Source organism: Pseudoalteromonas sp. JSTW, from assembly GCF_013423925.1.
Taxonomy (GTDB): Bacteria; Pseudomonadota; Gammaproteobacteria; order Enterobacterales; family Alteromonadaceae; genus Pseudoalteromonas; species Pseudoalteromonas lipolytica.
Genome location: NZ_CP058972.1, coordinates 2,416,648 through 2,438,723, shown reverse-complemented (window position 1 = coordinate 2,438,723; position 22,076 = coordinate 2,416,648). Strand labels below are relative to the sequence as shown.

The 22,076-nt window shown below is 40.6% G+C and carries 10 protein-coding genes; 1 reads left to right on the top strand and 9 read right to left on the bottom strand.

Features of this window, described 5'->3' with window-relative positions; all coding sequences use genetic code 11:
• The first annotated feature begins 82 nt into the window (after window positions 1-82).
• Complete coding sequence (locus tag GZH31_RS11135; protein ID WP_036966987.1) at window positions 83-613, top strand: thioesterase family protein; 531 nt, start codon at window positions 83-85, stop codon at window positions 611-613.
• Window positions 614-719: 106 nt separating this feature from the next.
• Here the strand turns inward: GZH31_RS11135 and GZH31_RS11130 are convergent, their stop codons facing one another.
• From GZH31_RS11130 to GZH31_RS11090, 9 genes are all read right to left on the bottom strand, one after another.
• Window positions 720-1,964, bottom strand: coding sequence for a DUF642 domain-containing protein (locus tag GZH31_RS11130; protein ID WP_180310991.1), 1,245 nt, complete (start codon window positions 1,962-1,964; stop codon window positions 720-722).
• Between the two features lie 242 nt (window positions 1,965-2,206).
• Window positions 2,207-6,289: a poly-gamma-glutamate synthase PgsB gene (locus GZH31_RS11125; RefSeq protein ID WP_180310990.1), complete on the bottom strand. Its 4,083-nt coding sequence runs from the start codon at window positions 6,287-6,289 to the stop codon at window positions 2,207-2,209.
• Window positions 6,279-10,553 carry a hypothetical protein gene (locus GZH31_RS11120; protein WP_118844467.1) on the bottom strand — a complete coding sequence of 1,425 codons (4,275 nt, stop codon included), beginning with the start codon at window positions 10,551-10,553 and terminating at the stop codon, window positions 6,279-6,281. Before GZH31_RS11120 ends, GZH31_RS11125 begins: the two co-directional genes overlap by 11 nt.
• Complete coding sequence (locus GZH31_RS11115) at window positions 10,538-11,281, bottom strand: hypothetical protein (protein ID WP_118844466.1); 744 nt, start codon at window positions 11,279-11,281, stop codon at window positions 10,538-10,540. The genes GZH31_RS11120 and GZH31_RS11115 overlap by 16 nt, the downstream gene beginning before the upstream one ends.
• A complete protein-coding gene (locus GZH31_RS11110) occupies window positions 11,271-13,535 on the bottom strand; it encodes a hypothetical protein (protein ID WP_180310989.1) in 2,265 nt (754 codons plus the stop codon). Before GZH31_RS11110 ends, GZH31_RS11115 begins: the two co-directional genes overlap by 11 nt.
• Window positions 13,522-16,638, bottom strand: a complete 3,117-nt coding sequence (locus GZH31_RS11105) for a poly-gamma-glutamate biosynthesis protein PgsC/CapC (RefSeq protein WP_180310988.1) — start codon at window positions 16,636-16,638, stop codon at window positions 13,522-13,524. Before GZH31_RS11105 ends, GZH31_RS11110 begins: the two co-directional genes overlap by 14 nt.
• Complete coding sequence (locus GZH31_RS11100) at window positions 16,638-18,560, bottom strand: hypothetical protein (RefSeq protein WP_180310987.1); 1,923 nt, start codon at window positions 18,558-18,560, stop codon at window positions 16,638-16,640. The genes GZH31_RS11105 and GZH31_RS11100 overlap by 1 nt, the downstream gene beginning before the upstream one ends.
• A gap of 9 nt (window positions 18,561-18,569) precedes the next feature.
• Window positions 18,570-20,771 (bottom strand): CapA family protein, encoded by a 2,202-nt coding sequence (locus tag GZH31_RS11095; protein ID WP_257473655.1) that lies wholly within the window; start codon window positions 20,769-20,771, stop codon window positions 18,570-18,572.
• 347 nt (window positions 20,772-21,118) lie between these two features.
• A complete protein-coding gene (locus tag GZH31_RS11090) occupies window positions 21,119-21,772 on the bottom strand; it encodes an OmpW family protein (RefSeq protein ID WP_074989548.1) in 654 nt (217 codons plus the stop codon).
• Window positions 21,773-22,076: the final 304 nt, after the last annotated feature.

The following is a 22,076-nucleotide window of genomic DNA, read 5'->3' as shown; positions in this document are numbered from 1 at the left end:
ATGCACAGATTAGAGCAGAATATTCGCCATAGCAATATGCTGTGATACACTTTGCTCATTAACAACTGGTTAGACCTTTATCGTGAACCTCTACTTTCGACTCATTTTATTGTTTTTTAAAATTAAACGTAATCGTGATTACCAAGACTTACTTGATACGATTGATATTGAATTTAAAGCATTACCCACTGACTGTGATATAAATTTTCATCTGACTAACTCTCGGTATTTAGGCATCATGGATTTAGCACGTACTTGGATGACTGAGCGGGTTGGATTGTTGCAGCATATTATGAAGCGTCGTTGGTTTCCAATCGTTAACGCGACGGCAATCACCTACATTCGAGACATTAAACCGATGCAAAAATACACAGTAAGCACGCGTTTAGTCGGATGGGATCATAAGTATTTTTATATTGAGCAAAAGTTTCATTCAGAGCGTGGCTTACATGCCATTGCTTATGTACGCGGTGTATTCAAGCGTAAGAAAGGAGTGGTTAGTGTTGAAGAAATGCTTGAAGTTGCTGGGTTTAAAGGTGTTGCGCCTATTTTACCGGCAGAGATAATGCATTGGAAAGAAATGCTTGAGCAAAAAAAGATCACTAATCAATGATGTTAATACGCTGCCAAAACACTCACTATTAGCGCGTACAGGTATAATGCTCAAAGTAAAAAAAATGCCAGCGATTTGCCGGCATTTTTGAGGCTTTGAACACAATTTATTTCGCTGCACAGACCGTGTGGCTAACAAACGTTAAGTCGTTTATGTGCGAAGGACCGTCCATAATGAATGTCGCTTCTGCAGTGTTCTGATCTAAGCGGTAGATTTTGGCATTTTCACTATTTTCTCTGCCAGAAATATAAATAGTGCCGTCATCTGCAATGGCAATGCCAGAAGCCCAATTAATGTCATGCTCGCCAACCAGTGTTAATTCAAAGCTGCCTTCATCTAATGTGTAAAGTGCTTTACCTGTAAGCACATATAACACGTTATTGTCGTTTGAATAAGCAATGTCACCATCTGCAAATGTGTCGCCAGAGTATGAAAGCTTACCAAGCACAGTTTTATTACCTGTTGCTAAATCAAAGTCGTACATATAAGTTTTGCTTGTCGCACGAAGTGATAGACCATCAGGCGTGATAGCTGAGCGGTAAATAGGGAACGATGTACTATTGGCAACTTCTGCTTGCACGTTACTTGCTAAATCTAAGCTGAAGATTTGAGATGCTTTTGTAGTGCTATCTAGTTGCTGCATGAAATAAAGCACACCCTCATTGCTGGCAATGTTCGATGCTGTATTCGTAATACCTGCCACAACAGTGACAGCATTTGACTCTGGATTAAAGTGGTATACATACCCTTCAGTCTCAGAGCCAAAGTTATTGATACCATACAAGCCAGTCGTCACAGCGCAAGGTGCAGGTACTTCAGTTAAGGAAACATTATCAAGTAATGCACCTACAGAATCTGAGCTACCACGGCCGATAAATTCGAGTACGGAGTTAGCATTGGTGGCCTCTACGTTGAAGGTATATTTGGTCCAACCTTTTGCACTGCTGTTAATGACCGCGAGTGAGTTTCCATTCCATTTTACTTCAGCTTTATTGGTATGAATGTTACCAACAATGCGTGCTGAATAATAAAAGCTCAATTCATATTTTTTTCCAGCTTGAGTGGCAATATTTTGCACAATACCGTAATTCGATGTTGAATCTAGCTCTAGATATTGCATGCCGTCTTGTGCTGTAATTAAGCCAAGTTTATTGGTTTGAATTTCAAATTTTGCATAGCCACTACGATCCCAGTGAGGAATATCACTGAATAGTTGCCATTGTCCTGAGTTTGCTGTTACAGCGTTAGTATTCTCAAAAGAGCCATTTGTAACTAAATTGGTGTTAGCCAATGCGATGCTTGTTGCAATAGTGAAAGGTAATATTGCAAATTTAGAAATCAGTTTTTTCATGATAACCTTATTTGTTAACATTTAATTAATGTGAGCTGGTATCATTTTACTGCTTTAGGATAGAAGTATTCAAACGAGGAACGGTCCTGTTTATATGCGAAATACCCTAATAATTAGGTAACTTATTGACGATAAAACAGTTGTTTTATCTTTGGGAAAATTCTGATTTTTCAATTGCTTTGGAGGTTTAAAATGCTAAACCTCCTTTAGTATGGTTTTTATTTTACTTTGTCATTATTTAGTTAATCTTGTTCTGACTTGTTCGCAAACCACCCCGCTTTTTGATTTCGATTTAACTTACCCAATACTTTTATGGCTTTTTCTAATGTGATGCGTTGATCAGCAATGTCTTGGTAAATTTGATTTGCGCGCTTTTTACGTTTAACAGCAGCCCCAGCATCTAAAAAAGATTCAACGACTTGGTTAAAGTAACGTGTAAAAGCATGTTGATGTTGTTGTGTGTGTTGTTGCTTGTTATCTGTTTTATCTAGTTTGTTGAATAGACTTGTGATCTCAGCTTGGCAAAACTCATTTTGCGCCAATGCACTTTTCTTTAAAAGCGCTAGTTTTTCTTGAAGATAATCAATATCTAAACGATTGAAAGACACAATCATATTTAAATTAGACAGTGTACTTCTAAACTCTTTGGCCGTGCATTGCTCATCAAAAAGGTGTTCTACCGAGTGTGAAATCTTTTGCCACTGTTGCCATGCATAAACATAATTGAGGCCGACACCTTTAATATTTTGCATCCCAACAATGACTTGATGAGTATTTGCTAATGCTAAGTCAGAGATTGTGTCGGTGAGTGCATCCGCAGATAAACTACTATCATCAAGCAAGGTCACTTTTGATTTTGCAATACTGAGTAGTTGCTGCTTGATTTCTTCACTGTGCTTAGATGTGTCTTGTTTTAAAGAGTCTAAAGTTGTTCGGGCTTGATAATGTTTTAGGTTTAATAGGATTGTCGAAATTTCCTTTTTACTCGCATCTGTGAGTACTTCGCTGATATCGGTTTTATTTACAGAAGTGCGGTGCGCCACCAAGAGTAATTTCTCAGCAATATCTTCATCATAGGCGTTAACTAAACGTGCCTTTAGTTGACAAGATGACATTAAATTAAGCTGAGTGAGTAAAATTTCAAGCGCTTTGGTGTCGTTATTGCTGATAATTTTATCGATGCGCTCTGTGAGTGCTTGCAGGTAATAACTATAAAAACCATCGACGTTAGTACCAATGACAACGATGCGGTCAAATCGCAAATCATGGCTTAAAATGCCGGCAAACACCTTGGATCGTGCCACACGATCATTGCGGTTATTGATTAAGGCGATCACTTGCGTATCTGCTTTATTATTTAAATCATAAAGACTTAATCGCTGCCAATTTTCTAGTGTTGCTAGGCGCTCATTGGCTGACATGCTATTAACAAACGACTGAGATATTGCGCCTATGCGTGCCTGTGGGTAGTGTTGCAATACGCCGATATCAGGAATAATGCGTGCAGAGGTTTCTTTAAACACATAGTCTTTACTAAGGCCGATGTGTTGCGCCATTTTACACACAAGTGCAATATTAGCGGGGTGTTCTTGATATGGGTATAAAGCACGAATATCGTCAGTAACTTGCATACCATCTGCCCAATGCACTTGAATTAAACTGGCATTTTTTCGTTTGGCATTGAGTTCTAAAATCGGCGCCATATTTTGTTCACTGGTAAAAACAAGGCTATTCTCACCAATGAAATGACTTGTTTCGTTTGCAACATCAATGCCTGTGGGGCCTAATATATCTTCATGATCTGGGTATGCATTGGTTATTGTTGAAAAGTTATCTTGCATCCAGTTTCTCAGAATACGGACATAACGAGGTGTTAACCCCATGCATTCCCACAAAAACACATCGGCCTTAACATTTTTTGCAAAATGAAGCACATCACCTTGCTCCCAAATACTGGCTTTATCGAATGGTCTGAACAAGGGGATTTCGAATTGCTCTCCACTGGCTCTTGCATAAATTAATGTGGCTTCACAGCCTGTTGTTTTACTGATTAGCTTTAAACTCAAGCTACTAAACAGTGCTGCTTTTAATCGCTCTGTACCTGATTTTCCGCGAGTACCCCAACCACCAATAGATACTGGAATTTGCGCTCTGTCGGCGCGAATTTGGCGGCTCACTTTTATGTGGCGTGTCCAAAAGTAACCTATGAAAGCCAGCACGAAAAATACCAGCTGACCAATACTGTTTTGATAAATTGAATAGGCATATTCTTTAAAACTCACCCAAATATTAAACATAAAAGGGGTAACAGCGAGTTTTTTATACAGAGTCGCAATACTTGATTCTACCGGGAAGTCGCTATCGAGTACCGCACCATATTGTTGGAAATCAAATGTAAATCCTTTCGCTCTTAAAGCATTTAAAAAATTATTTTGCTCTATGTCAGAGCCGTTTCGTAAATTATTAAGTTCTTCAAAGTTAAGTGAAATCCAGCAGTATGCTTGAATGCGTTTAAATACTGTTTTGGGTGGTGTTACAACTAATATGCCATCAGGGGTATAGGTTTTCGCTGGGGCTTTTAAGTTATCTTGCGATAAAGTACTTAAAAGAAAGTCGAGCAATGGCAAATGAGGACGCGAACTAAATTGTAGGTCATCAAATCGCGGTTCGCCGGGGACATCTGTTTGGCTAATTTCTGCGACAGTGCAGCTAGGAACATGCATGTATGCACTGGGTTTTCTTGCTTGTAAATGGTTATAGCTTTGGCGCTTACCTGTACTGGGGTTTTTAAATTCATGCCAAAAGCGCCAAAAGCGGAAGCCGCGTTGATAACCTTGATTTATGTGCCAACCTTGTTTCTTTTGACTCACATTGTAGGCTTCATATTTTTGAGCCTGTTGACTTAAAAGCCGGCCTAGTAGTGCTTCGTCAATGTTTTGGTTATTGATTGACGAATGGGTGTTTAAGTTTGCCTCGAGTTCAGCAACGTGTTGTTGGTGCATAAAACTGACAAGTTGTTCACGGACACGGCTAATAATCCGCTTTATGGCAAGGTTTTGTTGTGCTTCAAGGTGTTTATTTAAGGTGTCGATGAAGCGCTTGAAAATCGTATTGGCTTGTTGCTCCTCACACTCAACCTGTAAATTAAACATAATACGTGGTGCAAGTTCGAGCAATAAACGTTGCTCTGCAAAATGTTGAGCTTGCATAAGTTGCTGTTGCCAAATAATCAAGCTGTGTTGCCCATCGCTAAATCGGGTTGCGGTTAATTGTTTAATTAATGTGAGCCTGATTGCGAGGTGGGTTTCTTTTTCTAAACGCTCGGTTATTAGTGCAAGTGCGAATGAGCACGGCAAAATAAAACATTGTTCTATCACACTTTGACGCACGCGCGGGTAGGGGTGAGCTGCCAGCAACTGTAACAGGTTTTGATTTGCCTCATTGAGCGTTTGTTGTTTACTGATGATGGCTGAAAAAGCGCTTAGTAAAAATAATTGCTGGCGGTCAACTTTACCCGTATTTGGGACCTCTAAGTCAATGTGCGAACGCATGAAATAACGGGTAAAGGTGGGGCGAAGGTTGATCAGTATTTCTAATATATCCACTTTGGCTGCATGTGGAGTGGTTGATTTTTCAAGCGAGAGTAACAGCATTTCAACCAGATCCGCGCTAAATTCCGGATCGTCCACATGCTCGCTTAATAAAGTAACTTGGTTTGCCAAGGCTCTAAAAAGAGAGTTTTTTATTGCATCATTATCAGTGTGTTCGAGTAAATCTAAAAAAAAGCTTTCTAAATTTACGGTTTGCCATGACTGCTCTATTTCATGTAAATGAAGGCATAAATAACGGTGCGTTAAGTCGCCCAGTTTACCAATTAAAAACTTTAATGATTGCTCAAGTTCAGACACTTTATCTTGATAACGGTTGATCATGGCCCCTTCATCAAACCAACGTGCGAAGGCTTCTTGATCTTGTTGTAACTGTTGTTTATCAGCCCCTAACGTGGCCGCATAATCCAGTATATGGAACTGTCTTTCTGCTTTGAGTTCGGCATGACTTAGCTTTTCTATAAAACGGCTGTGATCTGCATCTAACTTTGTAAGTTGATGTTGTAGGGTATCTATTTTATGAGTTAAAAAGGCAATTGCTTGCAGTAATAACCAGTCATCTTCGTCGTGTCCGTCTGGTTGGTTCTTGATCAATTCCCACTGACTTAGCTCGTTGACTAATTGACGGTATTTTTGCCTGTAGAGATCTAACCAAAAGCTTGCGATATCTGCAAAAAGTAAGGTTTCTAAGCGTTTTTTAAGTTCTTTACTGCTCATAATCTCTTCGCTCTAGCAAATGGTTAAGTTGAAGTGTCGGAAAAATAATTTCATCATGGGCATAGGGAGCAAAGCCAGTATGCTGATTATTGCCCGATGAAAATTCCAGACTGATATTATGGTTATTCCATCCCCAGTCTTGCTGCCAACTGATTTTTAGCCAACCCTGTGAGAAGGAGCCTATATCAATTTGTTTTTGCCAAGCTACCCGACTGATGTACTGCCACGTGGCTGTTGCACGATGATCATCGGCAAAACGGTAGTAGCTATCAAGACCAACTTGCAAAATGTGACCATGGTAATATTGGTTCCAACTGCTGTTAAACCGCAAATAATCAAGACTTAGCCAATCATCATTTGAGCCAGATGCAACACCAAAGTTGAGGTAGTTATCTACCCAAGGTTGGTAGCGATATTGGTAAGAACCTTGCCAGCCAGAAGCATGATTTTCACGATAAAAATTAAAAATATTTGAGTTTAGTTTCTTGTCATTGAGGTAGTCGTTTAAGTCTGCGCTACTGGTGTGAATAAAAGGGGCAACAGACCATTGATGCCGATGCACTGTATCTTGGCGCCATACTTGTCCAATACTAATCGCGCCATTTAACGCGTATTGGCTATCTGAGTTATCACGACTAAGCTGCCATCGACTTGTGATCTGTGAATCGATAAACCAATGACTCGTGTCATCAAGCCAAGAGTGGTAACCATTTAAGGCAATGAAGTCATGCTGCTTTTCGTCAAACGCATAATAGCCTTCTAATTGATACCAATGTTGTTGATCATTAAAGCGAAGCCTCACACCTATGTCGGTTTCTTGTTGTGCAGGAATGTCTTCTGCACTTTGAAATATATGTTGTCGATCAAAGCGAATAAAGCCTTGTAGGTTGGTCTCATCGCTATGCAAAGTGGCTTGCTTATTCACTATTTTAGGTGCTGATGGTGCCTGATAAGTGATTAGTTCTGGCAGTGGCGTATCGATGTCAGAAAAACTCGTAATCTTGTTGTTTCTTTCACTTAAATGCCAACGATAGAGGCGTACATACTTTAATTGATCCGTGCGCACTTCAATTTTACCTGCTGGATGGAAAAAACGACGCTCGCTGCGTTTGTTTTCATTCATCTCTTCTAGTTTTACTAATGTATCGGCAGGTAAGTTAGCAATAAGTGGCGTATCAGCTGATACAGTATAAAACGCTAAATTTGTTGGTAGCGGCAACGCTTTCCATTGCCCCGCAATATATTGCTCTGCTTCAATAGCAAGCTGTTGCGACAGGTATGGGTTGAGCCAACGTACGGCAATTGTATTGTTGCTTAACTCTTGCTTATTAAAAGTGAATGGAATGCTTTGCTGCTCAGAAACAGACCACACCTTTTGTTGATTTGCTAACTGAAAAGAGATATTTGCTCTATTTGCACGCGCTAATTCTGCGCTAGAAAAGTTAAATTTAAAGCGAATTTGTGTGCCTTCAGTCTTCGTTAAATCAACGTATAAAGTATGAAAAGGGCGTAATAAGATCCCTTGCTCTGGTGCGGATTGAGTCGTGTGTTGAGCAAACCTATCGGCAAAACTACGTTGTTCAGTCTCTTGCATATTAAACAGACGTGTACCAGCGTAATCGAGCATGTTTTCAATGGGCTGCCACTGACCAAAGCGTTCAATTCTATTTTGTAAGAAAACCGAATGGGCAGAGGGGGGAAGTGTGTCGATTCGTTGCAGCAGTTGTGTGTACTGATTATTGCTAAGACGTTTTTCAGATAGTAGATACAACCCATTGATAAGGAGTTTGTTTGGCGTTGTATCGTACGCATGAATAAGCGAGCTAATATCATCGCTGGTTGCTTGAGTGGTGGCATCAGAATAATAATCAAAAAGTGCAAATAACGGCTTTGGAATAACACTTATATCAAGGTAAGCAGCTTGATTGGTGGTCACAGTGAGCGTTTCACCGGCTTGCAAGCTAATAACCAAATTAGCGGCAATAGAGACTGCTTGCTGATTACTGACGAATTGGGATGTGGCCGCTATATCACTAAAAATGGGCATTAACTTATGCTGATACTGACTATCAGCTTTCAACCACGCGGTATGATATTCACCACTTTGATCGGCTTTAGTCCGCGCCTTTATGCTTAAATGCATTGCGCGGTTAGCGGTAAATACCCAAGGTATATCGTTATTAACGAGGGTGCTTTGTTGCTTTCCTTCTGGGTTAATAAACGCGTATTGCGAGCCAATAGAGCGTTGATAAAGTGCCTCTTCAGGTTTTTCAAGTTCCGTTAAACTCTGATAATTGAGTGCACTAAAACTGTGTTCAACCTGTGTTTGCGCCTGGGTGTGATGTGCAAGCCATACTGCTAAACGATTCTTTTGCTGTTTTACTGCGAGGTTTATAAGTTGAGCTTCACATTGCTCTATTGTCCTCACGTTCCCTGCACATAATGCAAAAAGTTTATGCTCGATTTGTTCTGCTTGATAGGCACGAACAAGGGCTTGTGCGGCATAGTGCTTTAACTGAGCGTGCTGCGCGCTTTTATACAAGCCTTCAAGGTAACTGTTGGCAAGGTGAAACTGATGTTGTTCACGCAGTATGGCTACTCTTAGCTGCCATGCTTGAATTGCAATATCAGGGTCTGGGCTTGTGCTCAACGGTTTCAATAAAGCCAGTGCTTCTAGAGGCGCTGATGTAGCAATATGTTGTGCTTTTGTGAGTGACGCTTGCCAGTCTATATCGGGGTTATTTTGCAAAGCCGGTGTATAGGGTTCGATTGAAGCCACATAGTCGTCATGTTGTTTGTTTAAATAACGACTCAATAAATTAGCGATAATAGGGCTTGTTTCACTGAGGTCTCCCTGTTGCTGATACAGTAATTCGTCACTCGGTAAGGAGGCGAGTGTTCTCGCATACAGGGCAAAATCGATAGGCTTCGAGGTGTTGGTTAGCCTTTTAATCGTTACCGATGAGGTTGAAATAGGCACCGAAATCATAAGTGTTTGATAATGTTCGGTCGCTTTTAGGTTTATAAGCCAATTACGCTCACCCGCGGTTAACTGAAATTGGGTGTCTTGTTGTGTTTTTGCAATAAGGGTTAACCACGGCGTTGCACGTTGTTGAATGCTTAAATCGAACTCAATGGGTTGGTGTCCAAGGTAGGTTAATTCGCGCACTTGCTGATTAATACGTGGGTAAAACCGCTCATCAACGAGGCGTTGCTCCACTAATTCGCTAATGGTTTTGCTATGCATTTGTAGTGATGAATGCTCAGTACTGCCAGTGAGGTTTGATTGCACAGTCATCATCGATAATAAGTTATAATGACGTTTTAGCGAAAGCGGGTTGTTTTGTGTGTACACATCATCGCTAAACACACTGAAAGAGTGTGTGTTATAAACCGATTCAATCGCTTCATTTGCGGTGGTTAGCCAATAGGGGAGTAACAGTTTTTCTTGTTCTTTTTCGGCTGCGCGGTCATCATAAATAGCGCGGTGGCTTTGCTCTATTTTAATATACGCATTGGTGTGACTTTTAAGAGTTAAATACTGCCCAGCCGCAATGGCAAGGTAGTCACTGTTTACAAGTCCAACATCGTATTCGCTAAACTCAAATGCTTGGCTATTTATGGTATTTACTCTGGCAACCAGTTCGTTATCAATAGATGCGTACACCACACCATTAGGATCGGGCTGCTGCATATTTTGACGTACAGAGATCGTTAGTTTTTTTGCAGCAGGAAAAAACAGCTTCACTTCTTCATTTTTTTTGAGCGCATAATACCGCTCATTTCCTTGGGCAGAGCTTAGTTGTATGGAAGGAGCGGCTATTTTTATGGCGCGCCTAAAGCTGTCTCTTGCGCCTTGGTAATGGCCTATCATGGCAGTAAATTCAGCACGCTCGTCGAGATGATTTTGTATGGCAATAATGCGGTTATGCCCAGTGGCTGGCAGCTGACAGCGTTTGGTATTACAAAGTAAGTCGCTGTGAACGCGTAAGCGTTGTTGTAAATACTGCGTGTTCCCTGCACTTAGAATAAACTGATTTAAAAGTGCAGGGGCTATTTCAAGCCAATGACCTTCAGGTAGCCACAAATAACGGTGCTGTTTGGCATCAAAAGTTAGGTGCTGCGTTGTCGCCAAAGGCGATAAGTGTGGTGATGTGTTTAACCAAGTAGGGGGCATCAGCACGGCGTGTTTTGGCTGTGAGGCTTTGGCTGGCTGACATAGCAGCAGCGTTATACTAACGAGAGCAATTACGAAGTAAGGCATTGTTTAAACAGCTTTAATAAGTGGTTATCAGTAATTAATTTTTCGCGAATTTCGCGGCTTAATTCAATATGGATAAATTGACTATTGCTTGGCGCAAGGGTTGTGAGTATATTTTTTGTTCCTCCAAGCTCATAAATATCTCGGCCATAGAGCATCACAGCAATGTTTAGTTTTTCATTTAAGCAGTCGGTGATATTACGTGTAAATAACGATGCATTTTCACGACCTTGACTGACAATAATGTCGGCTTTTCTGCCTTGATTAGTTTTACGTTTTTCTTTGGCGAATCCATGTAATTGGAAAATGGTAAAAGACTCAACGGTATCCGCATAAGCTAAAATAAATGCATTTGCAGCACTTTCTTTATATTTACCAAAGTCAATAAGCACGCCATTTGCGTCGCGACTTGTGCGGTGCTTGGTATTGGTAAGGAGTACCTGGCAGTCATTAAATAGGGAGCGTGCAATATCTAAAGTATGCAGGTCATAGAAGCGGTGTGGGGCATACGCAATACAGGCATATCCGGTTTCTTTAAAATGTATTTCACCGCCAGAATCTAATGATTTCTTTGCGTATAACCCTCCATCCTTTAACGTGAAATGGGAAGGGACGGCCTCGCTATTTTTTAACCACTGCTGAAAGTCGGTATGAAGTTCAGAGATGTTTGATTCAGCTTGGCATGCCGAGACCAATAACCCCGTGATAATGATGATAAACTTAATATTCATTGTTCCACCACCTTACTTTTTGCTCCCCCAGCGGGTACTCCTGAAGTATCGATAACCAGACTGTCTCAGATGCGCTAATTGTCAGTGAGTGCAGTTTATTTATGTCACTTGATACCGTATGCGTGACGCTAGGGTAGCTATTTAATTGGCTATTTTTTGGATGAATTAGAAACGCGTTAAGTAATTCTGAGCTATGCAATTGAACACGCTGTTTAGCGATACTGTACTCGCTGGTTAATCCTGATTTGTAATTAGCTTTTTCAAGAATGTTAAACTCAATAGGCTGTGCACTGCGCGAACGAAACAGCTTAAAGACCACACTCATTGGTTGTTCTTGCGCATCAAAGTTGAGTATCAAAGGCGTATTTTTATTGAGTTGATAGAGGCGTTGTTTAATCCACGGTCTCTCACCATGCCAGTTTTGATAGGTTGCCGTTGCTTTATTTTGTAATTGTTTTAACTCAGTCGCTGACACATCTGATGCATTACGTTCTTGAGCACGGGTATTAGACAACTTAAAAATCAGTTTGTTATCACCCGTATCAGAATAACTGGCTGGGGTCTTAGGTGTGTAAAGTCCAAAGTTAAAAATTTGTGCCGGTTGTTTAGGTATAAAGTAACGGTCAGGGCTAAGTGCGAGGGCCACATTTGAAATAGGCAGTAGAGTGTAAAGCTCTCTTGGCTGATAAAAGGTCGTCATTGGCTCAACTTCAGCAGGGGGCGTAAAGGTTCGAATATTGGCAAAACGTGCCTGCTGTGTTAATTCAAAATGATTATTCGCGCGTAGTTCGTACCACGCTGCAATATCATAAAATTGATCAATCGGCGTTGTGATATTTTGATGAGCAACTACACGCTGATAATGAAATTGTGCGTAACGAGCGCGCAACTGGACATAAGTGTCTTTATTCGCCTTTATTTGTACTCGATACGCATTAGCTGGCGTGCGCAAATAATACGAGGTGAGTAAACCAACACGCTGCCTTTGCGTTGTATCGTCTATAAGGCGATCGTAGTGTGAGACGTCGCCTTTATGCGCTAAAGAGTAGCGTTCGATTTCTGTGTGTGTTTGATCAAATAAAACGACCTCTAACTGACTTGTTTCTAAAGCACGTACGTCTAGCTTTAAGTCACTTTTGGGGTCAATATCAAACTCGACATTGCCTAGCTCATTTATTAAATAACTGCCAGCATAACTCGTTAAAATTGGGGTGTCTGAGAGAGTTTGCCATTGAGTAAGTATCGCTTCATCACTACAAATACTCACTAATCCAGCTGCAATGAGCTGTGTTTGATAGCGGTTTTCGATATCGGTAGGAGCAAAGCTGACAGGCGTCGGCGCCGAGAATTGCAGTTTGTCATACCACATTAAATGTGGCAGTTTTGCGCCTTCTTTGACGGTGAAAATAAGGCTGTCGGGTTCATCTAAGCGAACGCTGGCGCATAAACCCTCTTCGGTAAAGTAAGCACCTAAATCGTGCTGCTCAACACTAAAGTCATAGGTCAACACGTTATAGGGGAGGCTTTCGTAGAGAATATCAGATTTAAAGTCGATATCTGGAATACCTTGCGGGGCGATTTTCTGCCACCAATAAGCCATCGCATTACTGATTTCGTTACTGGTTAAGGCATTTTCACCTAACGTTAAATAGTTTGTTGCCCGTTGACGGCGATCTAATGGTCTTTTAAGCCATGTGTTAAGAGGATCAATACTTTGTTCAGGGGTTTTAGCATGCACACGAACGACCACTCCTTGAAGATTAGCCTGTTCGGGGATCATAGTCAGCTCTAAGCTGGTCGCATGTGGGTAATGAGCTATGGGTAAGTAAAAAGATTGTCCCGAGGCAACACTCAAGGATTGTTTGTTTTCAATAATTTGCTTAACTTTTTGGCCGTCTAAGTCGGTGTACAGCTTAGAAGCATGATGATAAATATCGTCTAAAATCACACGCTCTTGTTGGTCATACAGAACATACTTAATAGCGTAGTTAACCGGTTGATCAAAAGAAATCGAGTTATCAAATACGGCATTAGAAAGAATGCGCAACGAGTGGGTCCGCTGATTCGAAAAATTGAATCGCAATGGCTTATCGCTACTCAACCATTGCACATTAGAGCGTGTTTCTTCGCCTGTGCTGGCACCAATAGGCTCAGCTGAATCGAGCCAAACAAAAAAGTGTCGACCTAAGAACAGTAGGGTGAATACCACACTGACAATAACCAGTAGCGCAAGCAAGCGTTTAATTAAATACACTGTCGCCTCCGCTCATCATAAGATTAAACCCATCTAGGTCAAATAGCTGATTTTTAGTGGGGTAATATATGGCTGTGACTTTGCTGTTGTGTTTGAACATCAAAGCATATTTATTGACATGCTCTAACTCAATTGTGTGCAGTGAACATTTATTCATTTCGTTGCATAATCGTGCCAAAGACGTGAGACGTTGGTTCGCGGCGTAGCTATCAATAATGCTCTTCATATTTTGCTTATCAAGGTCGCTTAACGCTTGCCAGTTCGACGGCGACAAAGTAGCGAGATTGATCACTGTTAGTGTTGGGGTGTTCGAAATAGCCAGTAAACGCTGTAACAAACTGCTTTGGCTTACTGAAAATTGTGTTTTGAAATCAGACGCTAACCACAAGGTTGCCAGCTCGCTATTCGCATTAAATTGTTGATAGCCCGCTTGAGGAGAGCTACCAATTTCAAGCCCTCTAGTTGCTGTTTGTCCTTCAACAACTTGATACTTAATCCCCAAAGCCGTTAACTGATTACTCAGTTGATTCATCAGTGGTGTGGCAAGCTCATTAATCTGTGTCGTCGAGAACGCGATAGCATTCGGGCGCACCCAAGAAGGCGCGCTGTGGCTTCTTATCTGAATGTTTAAACTGGGTGTCATTTCATTAAAGCGTAAGTAGCTTTGATGAACGATATTAAATAACGACCCTACATTATCGACGGCTAATACATTCGCTTTTGGATGTGCATACGGATGAGCACCCGCAATTGCTAAGTAAGCTGCATTGGTGCGGCTGAACAACTCGCTGGCAACAGCCAATGTATTACTTTCAAATAAAGGGCGGGGAACACTAAGAGTGATAGACTCATGTTCACTTAACTTAAAGATATATAAGCCCTGACCTTGCTGATACGCTTGGTTTTTGTCCTGAGGGCTCAATAGTAAATAGCGGCCGCTCATTGTCTGGACCTGTTGTAATTGGTAGTTAAGTAACTCAGCAGTGCCATTAATTTGTTTTAACTGATTTAGGTTATTCTCATTGAGAGGATCATTTCCTATCTGTGCAATTAATTTATACAGTGGTTTAAGTATTTCGAACTCCCAAAGGGCCACTTGGTTTTTAGACAGCGGTTGATATTTAAAACTGCCTTTTTCACTGATATGCACAGAAAAATCATCAATGATTTGGTTAATGTCTCGTTCTAATTTATTAAACTGAAGTGTGCTGTAGCGTTTATTATCGCGATAAGCATTGGCTAATATACTCGCGTAGTTGTCGCTATCTAAAAACACCTCAAGCAAGGAGCCCGAAAATTGTGAGGTGGGTAGACTATTTACTGTTGCGCTACCAAAGAACGTTTCTTCAGACCCCATAAATTGGTGAATTTCTCGTTGGCTTATTGATGCAGGAAGTTGATTATAAATCCAATATTGGCTCTGTGTTTTTGCTGGAGAATCAGTTAAAGAGACTTTAGTAAAGTGGTTAGACTCACGTACCTGCAATACTTCATCAGTGTTAAGTGCCGTAATAAATGCCTGATAGAAAGGACTTTGTTGGTTTTCTTGGGCTAACGTTTGTTGTGGCGTCTTTGCGGTACCATAAACCAGCGCTTTGCTTTTGAGGTGCTGAAATATAAGCCCTGCTGAATCACTTGCTAAACTTTCGGTGATAGGAAATGGTACGGTGATCAATAAAGGCGCTGATTGCGGATTTTTATTTAATACGAAAAGACCGCGCTGCTGATCTTCAAACGTGTCTATTATATAAATATAGTCTTCATCACTTTCAAGTCTGAATCCTATCGGGTTAAACAGCGCGTTAAGACTGGCTATCGATTGATTATTTTTAATCGCCTGATTAACTTGGTAAACCCCATATTTAAAATCAGTGACAGCTTGATTTGCTTTATAGCTACTCACGGTGACTTTGTTTGACTGTGCGGTATATAAATAACTTTTGTAACGGCTGATTTGCTGGTCAAGGGTGAATACGTGGTGACTTTGAATGTCTGAAGTCTCAGTGTGTTTTGACAGCATTGACGGTACAAGCATCACAATAAAACCAACCAAAATAGCAAATGCCCCCCCAACGACTGAAGTTTGAAATGTTGCCCTGATCACCAGCCCTAATGCGTTTTTTTGGTAAATTTTGAGTGCAAGTAAAGTGGCAAGCATATAACCAAATGCAAACGTATCTGTGACCTTTATAGCGGGGAAATACCACACCACAATGTAGTTGAGAATTAGTTTATACACGAAGCCAATAGTGAAGAAGAATAGCAGTAATCGAGCGCCTTCAATATTGGCGTGCTTAAGGCGAGTAAAGTGAATTAACGAGCCGCCTAACACTAAAATGACCGCTGTTTCAGCGAAAGAGGTCAACAGTTTACTAGGTTGAGTTAACTGAAGTGCTAATAAGGCGGGTAGCATTATTCCGTTAAATTCCCAGCCGTATTTTATGTTTGCTCTTGAGGCAATAAAGGCCGTGATCACTAAAATAATATAGGCTTTGGGAGCGGCAATAATGGATGCCGCAACGGCTTCGTACATAATACCTAAATTAGCAATACTGAAATTAGTAAACGGCATCAGTACGAAGCGAACGAGCACAAAGGTGATCAAAAGTTGAATAAAGGTGACTTTTAGACCGTATTTGAAGCCGCCATTCCACATTACATTCGCTGTTAAAGCAATAATCACAAGACCCAAAGAGTACAGTTGTGACGCGTAGTCTAGGGTAATATCCCACTGACTTAATTGATTGGCAACGGGAGGCCACACTAACGTGTCCATACAAACACGTACTAAAATACTCAGCAATATAATGGCAAAAAACCGGTCACGACCAAACATCTCGCCATAACCACATTTTTCCATTATGTAATGTGCGCTAAATCGCATTAAGCCATACACAACGATTGCTTCAATAATGATAACGACGGCAGATGTGGGACTGATGATGAGCAAAGGCACGATATAACCTGGCACCACAAGCCCCGTTAATGGGAAACCAAAACGTAAGTTCAATAGACAAACAACGGCCGTACCCACCCACACGGTGGTAATAACTGACTGTCCAAGGCCACTGCCTGCAGGAAAGAGAGCTAAGACAAAGTCCATTATTGCTCACTCAGGGTTTCATTATAACCGTCGTCGAGTTGTGGCTCATTCTCAAAGGTATCGAGAAATTCAAATAAAATACCCGATACTTGAAATGGTTCACCCGAAGCGGTTTGCGATCCATCGGTATGAATCGCTTTTATATTTAAAACATAATGTTGATTATTAAGGACTGCCGGTAAATGAATATCCGCCTTATTTAATGTGACATAGCGCAATTTACCTTTGGCTACTTCGCTATCAAGGGCGCAGCTATGACATAACAAATCTAAGGCTGTCATTTCAAAAATGGTAAGCTGATGTTGTTTAGCAAAGTGTTCTAACGCTGCATTTGTTTGTACGACTTGACCGAACAGGTTAAAGAGAACCGTTGCGCAGCGTGTATGATTAAACACCAACTCTAAGGTTGTTAACTTTTGCTCCATGTCATTGAGCGAACGTTTAACTTGCTGATCGATTGGTTCATGTAGTTTGAACGAGACAAGTCTATTGAGTAAGTTCTGATTCTTCGCCTGAGTTGTTTTATAGATATGATAATGAAAGAGCAGTTCAGCGACTTGTGCTGCAAATTTGTTCACATTTTTCTCAAAGGCGTGTCGATCAAAAGTCTCATTTGGAATAACCGATAAAGCCCAAAAACCCCGAACATCGCCCGCGTATACGAGGGGGACCATAAACTCTATTTCAGTGTTGAGCACATTTTTAAAAAAAGGTCGGCTAATCTTTACAATACCCAGTGCTTTTAATGCGTCACTGTACGGGGATCGTTTGTAGTCACGGCGCATTTCTTGGATATTGTCGAGTTCGCAATTGATCGCTCTTATTTCAACAATGCGATGATCATCTTCTTTTCTCGCCAAAAAAATTGATTTTTCGAGATCTAATTGCTGGCTTATTAGTTGAATTATTGGATCCCATGGAGAGGCTTGCTCAATAAAGGTTTGCGGTAAAAAACGGCCCATCATTTTCTGTTGGATATTATTTACAACCCCCGTTAGCGCTTTATCTTCAGATAGTTTTCGTACAATCAAAGCCGAAAAAAGGGTCGAAAAGATAACAATAATGTATTGGCCAACAGGGATATAAACAGCAGCAAACTCGATACCAAGGTAACTGACCACGACCCAGAAAAGGCAACTTGCCAAGGCAATGACAAATGAGTAAATAACAGCCAGTTTTTGAAAGCTAAACAGCAGGCTAATTACCAGAGCAAGTTCAATGAGGGCGCTATAACTAGGTTTAAGCTCTATCACCGTGGTTGTTTTTTCGATACTGTCTGCGGCATAGGCCATAAGCAGGAGAGGATCGTTCAATCCCGTTAACTTAGGAGCATGAATATTTACATTAAACGCAGAACTTGTTTGGCCAACAATAATGACTTTATTCTTTAATTGTTCACTCATAACATCAGAGCTTAGAACCCGCTCAGCACTGAATTTAGGGAGAGCACTGACCGCTAACTTAAAATCAATTAGCCGAGGTTGCTGACCTTCATAGCCAAAAACAGTTTGCCAGATGCTATTACACAGAGACTCTTTATCATTGGCTGGGATTCGCATGTGGTAACTTGACCACATTTCAACACGTGGTACACAGTATTCGCTTTGCGTTATAGGATAATAAACACGGTTTGTAATTGAAGGTGTTATATTTTGGTTTGATAAAACGATAACGGCCTTGGGGTTATATTCAGTTATTTTTTCAATAAGTTCTGAATGGTTTTTAGCCAAGTTTTTACTTGTTATAAGTACGATATTGGTTTGCTGCGTTTCACCAAACGATGCTAACTTTTGATAGAAATAAGCATTACTAGCTTGAAAAAGATTCAAAACATTATTAATCACCACTAAAGCAAACAAGCCAAGCGTAAGCCAAAAAATATGCTGATTCTTTAATAACAATAGTCGTTGAGTGACAGCCACGCTTCTTCCTTAATCAAGTGAAGTAAAAGTGAGTGTTAAGCTTGCTGTATCGTTTACAGAGACCTTTAAAAAGTCATATCCGTGCATTTTATCTGTGTTCCACTGATTGTTTTGCAGTGCAACGCTTTTTTGCCATGAAATCATCGCAATATCATCAAAGCGAGTCATGGCCTCTCCCTTATTAGGAGCATAGTGCCTAAATTGTAGTTTTACACCCCGAGGTGGTTGTTTTTTTTGACCTAATGTAAATTCATCAGATGGTAATGTGAAATCGTGACTAAAGGATTGCCATGCTCTGTCACCACCTTCACTAATTAAGACTTGATGTTGTGAAAAAGCCAGATCATCTACCTCTGTGGTATAGGTGAGTAAGCTTTCTATCTTGCCGCCGTTTTCAGATTGAATGTAACCAAATAAAGAAAACTGCTTGCTAAGCATTGGTTGAAAATTTTCATCAGTTAGCTCCATCACACGCATTGTGTGTCTAAAGGGAATGATTGAGGGGGTATTATCAAACTCATCGCGTGTTGAGCATAAAGCTTGAATGCCATTGTGCGGGTTTTCAGTGCAGGGTAAAACGCTATTACTGCTATGATCCCAGCGGCTAATTTCAAATGCCTCGCTGTCGTTATCCCAATCTTCAAAGTCCCCAAAGACCATTAAATCTCGCCCAAAAGTAAGCTCATTTAAAGTGCCATTGGTGACTTCTATTGCCGATAGATAGGCGGCAGAAGAGGGAGCATACTCACGTAAATCAAGGATAGGAGTCTGTGAATTTACTTCAACGCTGACTTTGTGATTGCGTTTGGTTGCGTGTGCTTTTTTAAAGTACACCTCAGCATAATTATCGCGGGGGATAAGCGTAATATTATCGTCTGAAAATTCGGCTAGGCGCCTTAATAAATAGTGACTTAAAAAGCCCGTTGTAAAACGTGGTTTGTAATCTTCAATAAAGATAGGGTAGGCAAATGCACGCTGAACGGTTTGAGTTTGTGAGTCTAATTCGACCATCACCGTTACCCCTAATAAGGTATCGAGGCGAGCTTGATCAAACACGAGGTTACCTAACCCTAAAATGGCAGGCACATTATTATATACCGCAAAACCTTGTGCTACATGAGGGTGGTGAGCAATGAGTAAGTCGGTATTTTGCGTTGATAAATCAACTAAGCGACTTGCAATAAAGCGCGAAGGAGAATAAGTGTATTCGTCGCCACCATGCATTTGCGCAATAACAAAATTACTTGGGTGTATTTTCTCAAGCGTTTCTTGCACATACTCTGCATTTGTTAAATCTGCAGCACCGCCTTTCATTGCATCGGTGACGTAAGTAAATTCGTGCTCTTTTCCGGTAATTGATGTAGCAGCAAAGAGTACTAAATTGAATGTGTCGAGCTGTGCTGTAATAGGGCTGAATGCAGCAAATTCATCAAGACCTGCGCCACTATACAGCAGCCCTGTGTTTGATATTTCAAGTAGTGTGTCTTCTAAACCTGTTTGTAAATAATCGTAGATATGATTATTACCAAGTCCCACGTAATCAATCCCAATTTCTGTTAAGCCTTGTAACGAATCAGGTAACGAAAAAAAGCTAAATTCTTTGGTCGGATGAACGACAGCAGGGTTACTGGTAATCGGTGACTCTAAATTGACTGAAGCAAAATTTGCGTATTTAAACAGGGGAGCAACATCTTTAGTAATTGCGATGCTATCTGCTGCGGCTGTCGCTGGACGAATGAGTGCGTCACTCACATTGGGGATTGTGGTGCCCATTGTTGCGAGACTCGGGTCTAAGTAACGACGTCCAAACATTGAATCACCCCCAAATACCAGGCTTTTACTCGTTGCAGGTTTGGCGTGGAGTTTGATTTGTGTGGTTGTCGAGTTTGGGTGATTTACAAGAATACCTACTTTGGTAAAGTAACCATTCTGTTGAATTGTAATGGCATGATTACCGTAACCCAGCTTATCAATAAATACCTGACCATTATTGTCAGTCGTATATTGTTGCTCTGCAATAGTCAGAGGAATGTTACTTAAGGGAGTTAAGTCGTCATTAACGACAGTCAGCGAAACACTAGCATGGCCTGTTAAAAGTGATTCACGTGCGTCGATCACATCTTGCTTTTGTTGTTGAGGTTTATCCTCATTTGGATCTTTTACTTTGCATGCCACTAAACCAAGACAAACAAATAAAAGCAAAAAATTCACGACTACTTTAAACAAATGATCCTCGTTTTTACTTTATTTACATTTCTTTAGGGCAATATTTACTGCGGACGCATTCTATCGACGTTAACAGATTGGAACAACCAAACATTGACTCTGAAAATTCAGATATTGTCCTCATAAATGCAACATGCCATCTACTTTTACACCCAAAATTGTAATTTTAGTACTTTGTTTGTGCACCGAGTGTTAAGTGTAGTTTAAATTTAATACTTCGCAGATTTTTACTTTTAATTTTATACAACTAGCGCTGTGAAGAAAGGAATAAAAAGACAATAAAAAAGGCCTTTGCGGCCTTTTTGTGCGTATGGGCTTTCACAAAATGAAAGTTAGAATTTGTATTTAACACCTAGCATAGTAACAACTGGATCGATTTCTACCGTTGATGTGAGTGCTTTTGCGCCATCTGCGTACACGGTTGCATCAGTATCGATATCGATTAATGCGACCATACCGTGTAGACCCCAGTTTTCATTCATCATGTAGTTGAAACCAGCTTGTGCTGCAAAACCAAATGAATCATCTAATTTTACTTCTACATCGTTCGTACCCAGCGTTGCTTTTAACGCTGCTGAAGGCTGCTCATCAAAGAACGTTGTATAGTTGATACCGACACCCACAAATGGACGGAATTTGTAAGTAGAATCTAAAAAGTGATATTGCGCGATCAACGACGGTGGTAATTGTTTAATGTCAGCAATCTTGTTGCCAGCTAAGCCTCCCGTGCCTTGAACATCATGACTAAATGGGGTTGCTGCAACTAACTCAAGTACCCAATTATCATTAAATGCGTAATCGATAGTGATACCCACTTGTGTATTGTCATCACCACGTAAACCTAAAGTAGGTGCTTCGTTGATTTTTGAACTGTCGTTATCAGGGTTAACATTAATCGCACCGACGTTGACGCTTAAGTTAGCGTTTGCAACAGGAGAGAGTGCTAATAATGAAGTCAGTAATGCAATGCTTAATTTAGTTTTCATGCTGTTCTCCACGAACTACTTGTCTTGTTTGGTTGAGGCTATTATTACCGAGTCGACACAGCTAAAACCTGTTCTAGATCAAAGTTTCAAAAATGTTTGAACGAAGTGAAGCTTTTTTTGATTTAGATTAAGTTTTTAACCAAGAACAGAAAAAAAGTAATTGACTCTTATCGGTTTTTTGAACCTCTAGAGTCGCTCTTTTTTATTGTTTATTTGTATTTAGTACACCTTAATTATTACTAAAAAAGGGCCTGCAACTGTGCCCTCCTTTGGCAGAGAGGGGCGTTATTCATCATGGTTTTCG

Coding starts and splice junctions, on each gene's coding strand:
- GZH31_RS11090 (WP_074989548.1), bottom strand. CDS start 21,772: ATGAAAACTAAATTAAGCATTGCATTACTGACTTCATTATTAGCACTC.
- GZH31_RS11105 (WP_180310988.1), bottom strand. CDS start 16,638: ATGGACTTTGTCTTAGCTCTCTTTCCTGCAGGCAGTGGCCTTGGACAG.
- GZH31_RS11115 (WP_118844466.1), bottom strand. CDS start 11,281: ATGAATATTAAGTTTATCATCATTATCACGGGGTTATTGGTCTCGGCA.
- GZH31_RS11125 (WP_180310990.1), bottom strand. CDS start 6,289: ATGAGCAGTAAAGAACTTAAAAAACGCTTAGAAACCTTACTTTTTGCA.
- GZH31_RS11130 (WP_180310991.1), bottom strand. CDS start 1,964: ATGAAAAAACTGATTTCTAAATTTGCAATATTACCTTTCACTATTGCA.
- GZH31_RS11120 (WP_118844467.1), bottom strand. CDS start 10,553: ATGCCTTACTTCGTAATTGCTCTCGTTAGTATAACGCTGCTGCTATGT.